The 8,880-nt window shown below is 39.9% G+C and carries 12 protein-coding genes; 6 read left to right on the top strand and 6 right to left on the bottom strand.

From position 1 onward, the window contains the following. The 3 genes from WBJ10_RS11335 to WBJ10_RS11325 form a co-directional block, all read left to right on the top strand. The coding region (locus WBJ10_RS11335) for a hypothetical protein (protein ID WP_424290361.1) at positions 1-233 on the top strand (233 nt) is incomplete at its 5' end. Between the two features lie 36 nt (positions 234-269). Beyond that, a complete protein-coding gene (locus WBJ10_RS11330) occupies positions 270-1,085 on the top strand; it encodes a maleylpyruvate isomerase family mycothiol-dependent enzyme (protein ID WP_424290359.1) in 816 nt (271 codons plus the stop codon). 16 nt (positions 1,086-1,101) lie between these two features. Beyond that, the gene (locus WBJ10_RS11325) at positions 1,102-1,635 is read left to right on the top strand and encodes a YfiT family bacillithiol transferase (protein WP_424290357.1); all 534 of its coding nucleotides are present in this window, start codon (positions 1,102-1,104) and stop codon (positions 1,633-1,635) included. A 94-nt stretch (positions 1,636-1,729) separates the two neighbouring features. On the opposite strand, the gene WBJ10_RS11320 is transcribed toward WBJ10_RS11325, so the two are convergent. After that, positions 1,730-2,407, bottom strand: coding sequence for an OmpA family protein (locus WBJ10_RS11320; RefSeq protein ID WP_424290355.1), 678 nt, complete (start codon positions 2,405-2,407; stop codon positions 1,730-1,732). A 123-nt stretch (positions 2,408-2,530) separates the two neighbouring features. Here WBJ10_RS11320 and WBJ10_RS11315 point away from each other — a divergent pair, with 123 nt between their 5' ends. Both WBJ10_RS11315 and WBJ10_RS11310 read left to right on the top strand, forming a co-directional pair. After that, a complete protein-coding gene (locus WBJ10_RS11315) occupies positions 2,531-3,373 on the top strand; it encodes an NAD-dependent epimerase/dehydratase family protein (RefSeq protein ID WP_424290353.1) in 843 nt (280 codons plus the stop codon). A 191-nt stretch (positions 3,374-3,564) separates the two neighbouring features. Continuing rightward, positions 3,565-3,825: an RNA recognition motif domain-containing protein gene (locus tag WBJ10_RS11310; protein ID WP_424290351.1), complete on the top strand. Its 261-nt coding sequence runs from the start codon at positions 3,565-3,567 to the stop codon at positions 3,823-3,825. 43 nt (positions 3,826-3,868) lie between these two features. On the opposite strand, the gene WBJ10_RS11305 is transcribed toward WBJ10_RS11310, so the two are convergent. Both WBJ10_RS11305 and WBJ10_RS11300 read right to left on the bottom strand, forming a co-directional pair. Next, a complete protein-coding gene (locus WBJ10_RS11305) occupies positions 3,869-4,468 on the bottom strand; it encodes a hypothetical protein (protein ID WP_424290349.1) in 600 nt (199 codons plus the stop codon). Continuing rightward, positions 4,455-5,276 carry a metallophosphoesterase family protein gene (locus tag WBJ10_RS11300; protein ID WP_424290347.1) on the bottom strand — a complete coding sequence of 274 codons (822 nt, stop codon included), beginning with the start codon at positions 5,274-5,276 and terminating at the stop codon, positions 4,455-4,457. The genes WBJ10_RS11305 and WBJ10_RS11300 overlap by 14 nt, the downstream gene beginning before the upstream one ends. A gap of 243 nt (positions 5,277-5,519) precedes the next feature. Between WBJ10_RS11300 and WBJ10_RS11295 the strand changes: the two genes are divergently transcribed. Next, positions 5,520-5,912, top strand: a complete 393-nt coding sequence (locus WBJ10_RS11295; RefSeq protein WP_424290345.1) for a DUF1573 domain-containing protein — start codon at positions 5,520-5,522, stop codon at positions 5,910-5,912. 101 nt (positions 5,913-6,013) lie between these two features. Here WBJ10_RS11295 and WBJ10_RS11290 read toward each other — a convergent pair whose 3' ends face one another. The 3 genes from WBJ10_RS11290 to WBJ10_RS11280 form a co-directional block, all read right to left on the bottom strand. Next, positions 6,014-6,958 (bottom strand): SMP-30/gluconolactonase/LRE family protein, encoded by a 945-nt coding sequence (locus tag WBJ10_RS11290; RefSeq protein ID WP_424290343.1) that lies wholly within the window; start codon positions 6,956-6,958, stop codon positions 6,014-6,016. 32 nt (positions 6,959-6,990) lie between these two features. Next, positions 6,991-7,692 (bottom strand): ABC transporter ATP-binding protein, encoded by a 702-nt coding sequence (locus WBJ10_RS11285; protein WP_424290341.1) that lies wholly within the window; start codon positions 7,690-7,692, stop codon positions 6,991-6,993. A 1-nt stretch (position 7,693) separates the two neighbouring features. Next, on the bottom strand, positions 7,694-8,880 hold a 1,187-nt coding region (locus WBJ10_RS11280), incomplete at its 5' end, for a DUF5687 family protein (protein WP_424290339.1).

Here is an 8,880-nt window from a genome sequence, read left to right as displayed (position 1 = left end):
AAAAAATGAAAGGTATTGATGTGTTCGTTGCGCCTGCTTTTGGACAGAACCTTCGGGTAACGAACTTGAGTGGTCACCCCTGTGTTGTTCTGCCTAATGGATTCAGAGATAACTTACCTGGAACTATCACCTTCACCGGACAGTTGTTCGGGGAGGGAAAACTCATGCAGATCGCCCGTACATATCAAAATGCTACAGGATTTAATATGAAACATCCTCCAATGAATTTTTAATTGCGGATCAATATGGTCCTGCATTCTTAAATATTTATGATTCCGGTATTACACCTCTTCCCAAAGCTAAATTCCGCGCTAATTGAGCTGCTTGAAGGATTGACGCCGGCTCAGTGGAATAGCCCGACACTTTGCAGGGAGTGGTGCGTAAAAGATGTAGCCGCTCACCTGCTTGACACATCATTGAGAAGGATATCATCAGGGCGTGACAATCATTTCGCAAAAGCGCCGGAATTAAATTCATATGAGGAACTTCTAAATTATCTCAACTCCTTAAATGCAAGCTGGGTTGATGCATATAAAAGAGTTAGTGCCCGGGTTTTAGTAAAGCAGCTGTCTGCAGCCCAGGATGATTTTTATGAATACTTACTCACTCTTGATCTGAATGCACCCGCAACATTTCCCGTTTCCTGGGCAGGGGAAGAGCAATCGCAAACATGGTTCGATATCGCCCGCGAGTATACTGAGCGGTGGCATCATCAGCAGCAGATCCGTTTGGCAGTTGGAAGCAAGCCGGTGCTCGAACCCGAGCTGTACCGGCCTTTTCTGGAAGTAAGTATGCTTGCACTTCCTTATCATTTTCGGCACATAGAGGCATCAGATGAAGTAATGTTACAGGTTAATATTGTTGGAGATGCAGGCGGAAGCTGGTCAATAATTAGGGATAAAGCAACATGGAAATTTACGCAATCTGGAACAGCGGATGTGACGCAGGTATATATCGACCAGAATATTGCATGGATGCTCTTTTCACGTGGAATTGACATTTCCGAAGCCCAGCAATATTGGCAGGTATCAGGGGATTACGAATTAGGAACCCATGCGCTTAAGATGATTGCATTTATGATTTAACTTAATAATAGTAAAAATGGAAGAAAACATCGAACTGCTTAAATATCCAATTGGCAAATTTCATTATAACCCTGAACGGGATGAATTCGCTTCGGCAATAGAAAGTATGCGTTCACTTTCGGCAAGGTTGCGAAACGCAGTGAGTGGTTTAACAATGGACCAGCTAGATACCCCATATAGGGATGGAGGATGGACCTTGCGTCAGGTAGTTCATCACCTGCCTGACAGTCATATGAATGCTTATATCCGATTAAAACTGGCAGTTACGGAAGTGAATCCAGAGGTTAGACCTTATAACGAAGCATTGTGGGCTGAATGTGAAGAGGCGAAACATGGGGATGTCGAAATGTCACTGTACCTGCTTGACTCATTGCATCAAAGACTGGTCGCATTTCTGGAGTCCTTAGATAATAATCAGCTGGAGAGAACATATTATCACCCTGCTTACAAAAAGCAATCAAAATTAATTGAGGTTGTCGCTTTGTATGCATGGCATGGCGAACATCATCTGGCGCACATTATCAGCACTAAAGACCGAAATAAGTGGTAGGCAACACAAGATAATTCAACTCCAGGTATATTCAAGTTCATAAAAAAACCCTGTCCGGATATCGGACAGGGTTAACAAGTATATGAATTGGTTGTTATTGACCGCTTCTTGCTTCAGCTTTCATCGCTTCGTTTGCTACGATAACGATTTCCACACGACGATTCTGTGCTTTTCCTGAATCGCTAGTGTTGTCAGCGATAGGTTCGGTTTCACCACGTCCTTCGGTTGTTAACCTTGAAGAAGCAATGCCCTGGCTTACTGCATAAGATTTCACGGATGCCGCGCGTCTTTCAGACAATCTATAATTATGTGCATCAGTACCACTTGCATCGGTATGACCAACAATTAAGATGTTTGTCTGAGGATTATTTTTTAAAGATGTTGACAGGCTTTCAATATTCGTCCTTGCGGCACTCTTCAAAGCAGCTTGATCAACGTCGAACAGGATACCTGAATCAAATTTTACAATGATACCTTCACCTTCGCGAATGACTTCAGCATTTGGAACAGTATTTTTAATTTCTTCTGCCTGACGATCCATTTTGCGGCCAATCACAGCACCAGCTGTTCCACCAACAGCTCCACCGATAATTGCTCCAACAGCAGTGTTACCAGCCTTCTTTCCAATGATCGCACCTATTGTACCACCTACTCCAGCACCTATAACAGCACCTTTTTGAGTTTTAGTTGCGGTAGCGCAGCTTTGAAATAACATAGTTGATGTCGCAATTGCTAATCCTAATGTTGCTATTTTGATCTTTGTATTTTTCATCTGTTTAAAAGTTTAATTATTAAGGTTAATGAACAATTCATTTGTAGAATAGTCTCATGATAGGATAAATTCAAAGTCAGTGCCAAAAACAAATCATCCCTAAAGAAGTTTACTTTTGTAGCCATGTTAGCAAGCACAAATAGGGTAATTAGTTTATTAGGTTGCGGTTGGTTAGGTTACCCTCTTGCTAAAAGCCTTATTTATCAGGGATTTACAGTTCGAGCGTCCACGACTACCCAGTCCAAGCTGGAAATCCTGAAAACGGACGGGATTGACCCTTATTTAGTACATTTCTCGGACTCTGTAGCAATCCCCGATCTAAAAAAGTTCTTTAAAGCAGAAATTTTAATTATAACGATTCCTCCGGGTAGAAAAAACCCTTCTGGATTTGACAATTATAGAAGGATGATTGATTTAGTTTGCAAGCAAATTCAACATAGCGACGTGTCAAAACTTATCCTCATTAGCTCTACTTCAGTATACGGAAATAGTAATGATACTGTCAATGAATTTACAAGCATCTCACCTGAAACTGATTCCGGAAAATTAATGGCCGATGCTGAAAGTCAGCTTCGTGCACTGGATGTAAATTTTATTTGCTTAAGGCTTGCCGGCTTGATCGGGCCGGGGCGCATGCCTGGAAATTTTTTCGCAGGTAAAACTCAAGTTCCCAATGGATACGCCCCGGTGAATTTGATCCATCTTAATGATGTAATCGGGATCATTAATTGCCTGATAAGCGATAAGGACGCTTCGGGCATATACAATGGCTGTGCTCCGACTCATCCATCCAGGGAAGAATTCTATACTCTTGCCGCTAAAGAAGAAGGTAGCAAGAAACCCGATTTTAAGCCAGAGAAGGGGGAATGGAAAATCATTTCCAGTTGCCGGGTTGCAGAGGAACTTCAGTATAGCTTTGAGTTCCCCTCACTTCTGGACTGGCTTAAAAAAGAGGATAAATCTTAATCTGTTGCAGAATGCTTTTGTTACGATCGATATGACATACTTTGCTTAATTTTATATTTAATAGGCGTTATAGGTAAGAATAAAGAAGTTACTTGTAGGGAAAGACGGAATTACCCGTGTTGACCAGCACCCTTACTATCAAACGCAATTGACGAAGTGAAAGCAAAACTAAACCAATCAATTATAAGCATATGAATATTTTCGTAGGAGGATTACCCTTCAAAGTTGATGAGAAAGAGCTAAGAGAACTCTTTGAAAAATATGGAGAACTTAGTTCAGTTAAGTTAATCATTGATAAACAAAGTGGCAGGAGCAAGGGCTTTGGCTTTGTTGAAATGGAGGATGACGCTGCAGGTCAGAAAGCTATCGATGAATTAGATGGCACAGAACTGTATGGCCGTACCATTGGTGTACGAATTTCGGAAGATAAAAAGCCAGATCGACGTTTTTAATTTCGTTAAGGAACTTTAAGTTGTTCGATTGCACCCTTAAAAGTCAGAAGTATGCTTTCACCCCAAAACCCAGCTTCCAGATATCTCTGAAAGGGAGTTTATCACGATTTTTAAACCAGCTTACAAAATAAAGTTCGTTGGTATTAAACTCCCCGTACAAGGCGATTTGGTCTACTCCAGTTTTAGCCAGGCTTTTTGGGGTGTTTATTTTAAGCTCCGTGCCAGCTGAAATATGGAACCTCACTGCCGAAGACCACCAATAGTACCCGTCGGGATATTGTTCCTTGTCTAAAAGTGTATGGAATTTTCCACCCGGATGATGGGTTACGAACAATCCGGGATTTAAAGGGTGTAGAATTCCTATATTCTTAAGCTGAATGTCCAGTGGGCGGTAAGCGAATTTAGCCGCAAAAATATCCTGCCTTCCGCCCTTTGATTTCGGAACATAACCCCAGGCTAAATCAAGGCTCCCTTTTTTATTTCCGAACAAATTATATCCAATACCAAAACTGTTATATCCGATACTACCGGCCCGTTGAAGCATTGCAGTTTCTGGTATAAGGAATTTCTGCGCTCTTACCGATGTTGAGACCGAAAGCAGAAATAATACCAGTAAGAAAAAAGATTTTCTAGAATGCAACATTATAGTACTCAAATGTGTTGTTAACGACTTCCACAACGAGGAAATGCCTGTTATATAAAGAATTAGTGGTAATAACCGGAAGATCAGGTGTGTACGGAAACTTTAGGGATTGTTTGTCGACATGTGCATTCAACACTGCATAAACTTTACCATTATTCGTCAGGATTTTCCCATATTCCTCAAAAAGCTTTTGATCGAAATCGCCGCTCGTGGGGGGGACGTGCGCAATAGCGAAATATCCTTTAACACCAGCCTCTGGTTTGAATTCAGCTGCCAGGAAATTCAGATCAGGGACTGTCCCATTGAAGTTATATTCCCTGCTATTAGTGTTATGGCATACGAATTTGACTCCTTTATATATAAAGCTAAAGTCTAATTGTTCGCTGTACATCCGTTGATAAACATACACTCCGTTCCCGGAATGGTCGTGGTTACCTATAATACCCACATAGGGGACTTTCAATTTTGAATACTGTTTTTCTATCCATTTGAACTCCTGGAGTAGCCCGAAATCAGAGATATCACCGTTCAGAATGACGAAGTCAATCCCGGGAGTTGCATTGACTTTATCAACGAACACCCCTAAATCATCATACGCCCGTTGCGAATCGCCGCTTAATACAAAGCGAATAGTATCGTCAGCAGGAAGGGACAGTAACCTTTTGAGATTGGCCGCGTTTAAATCACGTGGAGAAGTTTTGTCGAACTTTTGGTTAGGACTATACTCTAATTTCCCGCAGGAGAAACTGAAGATAATAGCTATAATCGAAAGCAGCATTGGTTGTAACTTCATTGCAGTTGAATCCATTATTAAACTTTTATGTACGATAATAGTTTTACATAGTATTCGTTAGCTGTTGTGTAATGCAGTAACATTTTGATTAGCCTGATTATAAAATGACTTCGGGAGCAAGGAATTGTGTAGTTTTGAGAACATTAATGTGAATAAGTAAAATAATTAATACATTTATCACCAATTAATTGTAAACGTCTAGCTGTCAAAAATTAACAGCTTTTTACCGCATGTGCGGATTTAAAAACAAAATATCATATGAAAAAACTAGTTATTCTTTGCAGCGTTGTCTTTCTTTTCGCCGCTATCTCAGCCTTCAAAGTAGATGCTCAAGCAGAATTCAAATTCGAAAAGGAAACTTATGATTTTGGTAAAATTCCGCAGGGCAAACCTGTAAGTGTAGAGTTTAAATTCACTAACGTTGGCGACGAGCCTTTGATCATTAGCAACATTGAAAGTGTTTGCGGATGTACCGTTCCGAAATACACTAATACCCCTGTTCTTAAAGGTCAAACAGGAACAATTACAGTATCTTATAATGCAGCAGCGGTTGCTCCATTCAGTAAGGGATTAACAATCAGATCGAATGCTAAAACTCCTATAAAAGTCATTTATATTAAAGGCGAAGTTGTAGAATCTGCAGCTGAATAAAAAGCAATAATTGAGTGAAAGGCTTCCCTATTAGGGAGGCCTTTTTTGTTGACCTAAAATCTGAAACTAAGAGGTTTTATTCTTTGATTTTGTTCTTTTTTCTATTTTATTCCCTTCACATTCATCTGCAGAGTGTAAACCGATTTATTGGCAGTGATAAATAATACGTCTCTGTTTGCACCTGCAAAACACACATTTGCTGTCCAGCCAGGTAAAGGGATATTCAAAATTCTTTTTCCTTCCGAATCAAAAACTGTTACGCCCTTACCCGTAAGATATAAATTACCTTTATTATCCAATGTCATACCGTCCGATCCCATCGGTGCAAACAGTACCCGGTTAGACAGGGTTCCATTCTTATTGATTTCGTATTTATATATTTTATTGTCATCAATATCAGCCACAAAAAGATCCTTTCCATCTGCTGAACCAACGATTCCATTTGGCCTTACCAAATTACTGTCTACTACAAGCGCTTGCTTTTTGCCTTTTGGCAGGTAATACAGGCGTTCATCAGCTAATTCGGGCTTTTTCCGCTGCCAATAAGGGCGCTGATAATATGGGTCTGTGAAAAAGATACCCCCTTTTTTATCGATCCATAGATCGTTGGGCCCATTGAAACGTTTACCCTCAAAATTGTCTAATATAACCGTGACTTTCTTATCTGCGCCTATCGACCAGAGCTGATTATTTTCATCGGCCGCCGTGATCAAATTACCTTTTTTGTCGAAGTACATACCATTAGAACGCCCGGTTTTTTCTAGAAATACAGACAGTTCGCCCTTAGTATCATATTTCCAGATCTTGTCATTAGGCTGGTCAGTAAAAAACACGTTTCCATGTTTGTCAACAGCAGGTCCTTCAGTAAAACTAAACTGACTGGATACCAAGTTTGGCGTGGCGCCATCGGCGACTATGTTCATTCCCGTATCCGCATTTATTTTTTCCATTTCTAAAATATGTTTTCCAGTTTCCCCGATATTGCTTAATGAAAAAAAGCTCACCGGGATAAAAGTGCTAAAGAGTAAGATTTTGTTCAGGTTCATAACATTCCCGTTAGGTTAAAATTCATAAAGCTTTACGATAAAACCGAAAAATATTCTTCCAATTCCTTAAGGGTATTAGAATTGGTTGCAATGTCTTTTATAATTTTTCCTTTTTCCATCAGAATTATTCTTTCACATACATCAGTAACATGATTCAGATCATGGCTGGAAATTATGGTAGTGATTCTTTTGTTCACACTGAGCTCCTTAACCATGTTTTTAAGCCTGATTTGAGTGCTGGGATCGATGTTAGCGAAAGGCTCATCCAGCATAAGAAGTTCGGGATTTTGCAAAAGACTTGCAACAACACCAACCTTCGCCTGGTTTCCTTTTGAAAGATCACGGATATATTTGCCGCGCTTCAGAATCTCACCATTAAAAAACTCAGAGAATTTATTCAATTCTGAGTCAACGTGAGCTTTGCTAAGATTGAACAGGCTGCCCGTGAAGTAAAAATATTCCTCGGGGGTTAAGTAGTCGATCAGGAAGCCTTCATCTAAATAGGATGCAGTATAATTTTTCCATTCTTCCGTCTCAGCAACGTTTTTGTCTTTGGATAGAATCATGCCTTTGTCCGCCCGGATCAGATCGAGCATCATCCTGAACAAGGTTGTTTTACCTGCTCCATTATTGCCGATAAGTCCGATCGTTTCTCCGGTATGTATAGAAAGTTCAGGGATATTCACAACCCTGACGCCATTATAAATTTTTTCTAAGTCTGTTATTTCGATCATATTATTGATTTCTAAAACCCTCTGCGATCAGGTAACGTTTGCTTTTGAATATGTTTACCAGCCTTCTTAGCCAGAATTCCCGGCTTAAAATAAAGGATAACCCAATAATAGCTATCGCCCCCAGACCAATCTCTGGGTAATCAAAATAGTTTAGAGGCAGATATATTAAGAAGGGAGTAATCATTAAGGGAATAGACAGGATCCATTGTGATGCTCCGACACCTTCCCAATTGAAAGTACCCCCCTTACTTAAGTCAATCCGCTTATAATTCTGATTCGCAAAATAAAGTACAAGAATAGTATTTACACCAAGATTCCAGAGGTACATCACAAAGTGAACTATTAATACCTTCGAGCCAAAATATACGTAGGGTATTGTCAATAAGAAGCAAAACGTGGAGAATACATCAAACAGTAGAAATTTAGATTTGAAGAAATCTTCAGGTTTGATCCTGGCCGAAAGCAAACCGTCAAAATGGGCGCTCTGCCAACTGAACATAAATTGTCCGTAATTAATGATGAAAATGCCTGTCATGAACATCCCACAGAAAACTATCGCCCCATATCCATCATACGCTGGATTATTATAGAAAATAAGTCCGTAAAACATGAACATTAAACACATCATTAATACAGAGCGGGGACGTTTGTTTCTTAATATTAGTTTTAGTTCGTTTGCCGCCAAATCCCCTACTTTTCCGAACCGATCCAAATAAGGAATATCCGTGTTTGACTTAACTGAAGTTTTTGACGTTTCGAGTTCTTCCAGGTAGAGGTTGCTTTTTAAGTATCGATGATTAATCATGAACATTGCCAGTGCGACTATCAAAGGTATAACAGAAGCTAAGGGCTGCCTGATTATGGTATTAAGGATGTCTCTTGAAATAGCTGACAGGGATATTAGTTTAAAATAAAACTCCAAAGCCCACAGGATAAGCAGGAAACCAAAAAACCCAAGCATCCAGAATGCATTTAGATTTACCTTTCTTTTCAGCCATAAACTGAAGAAATGATTAAACATAGTAAAGCCTAAAATGCAAGCCATATATCCCCAGAAAACCCCCTGCCCGTGCAGAGGTACTAAAGTTTTTACGAGGAATGGGATTGTAAGAAGGAAAGGGGTGAGGTTAAACGCTGTTCCGAGTGATGAGATGCTTAAATAGTTTACAATTTGATTCTTACTGATGG

Source organism: Daejeonella sp. (assembly GCF_049655485.1).
Lineage (GTDB): Bacteria > Bacteroidota > Bacteroidia > Sphingobacteriales > Sphingobacteriaceae > Daejeonella.
This window is presented reverse-complemented; position numbering and strand designations above follow the sequence as displayed.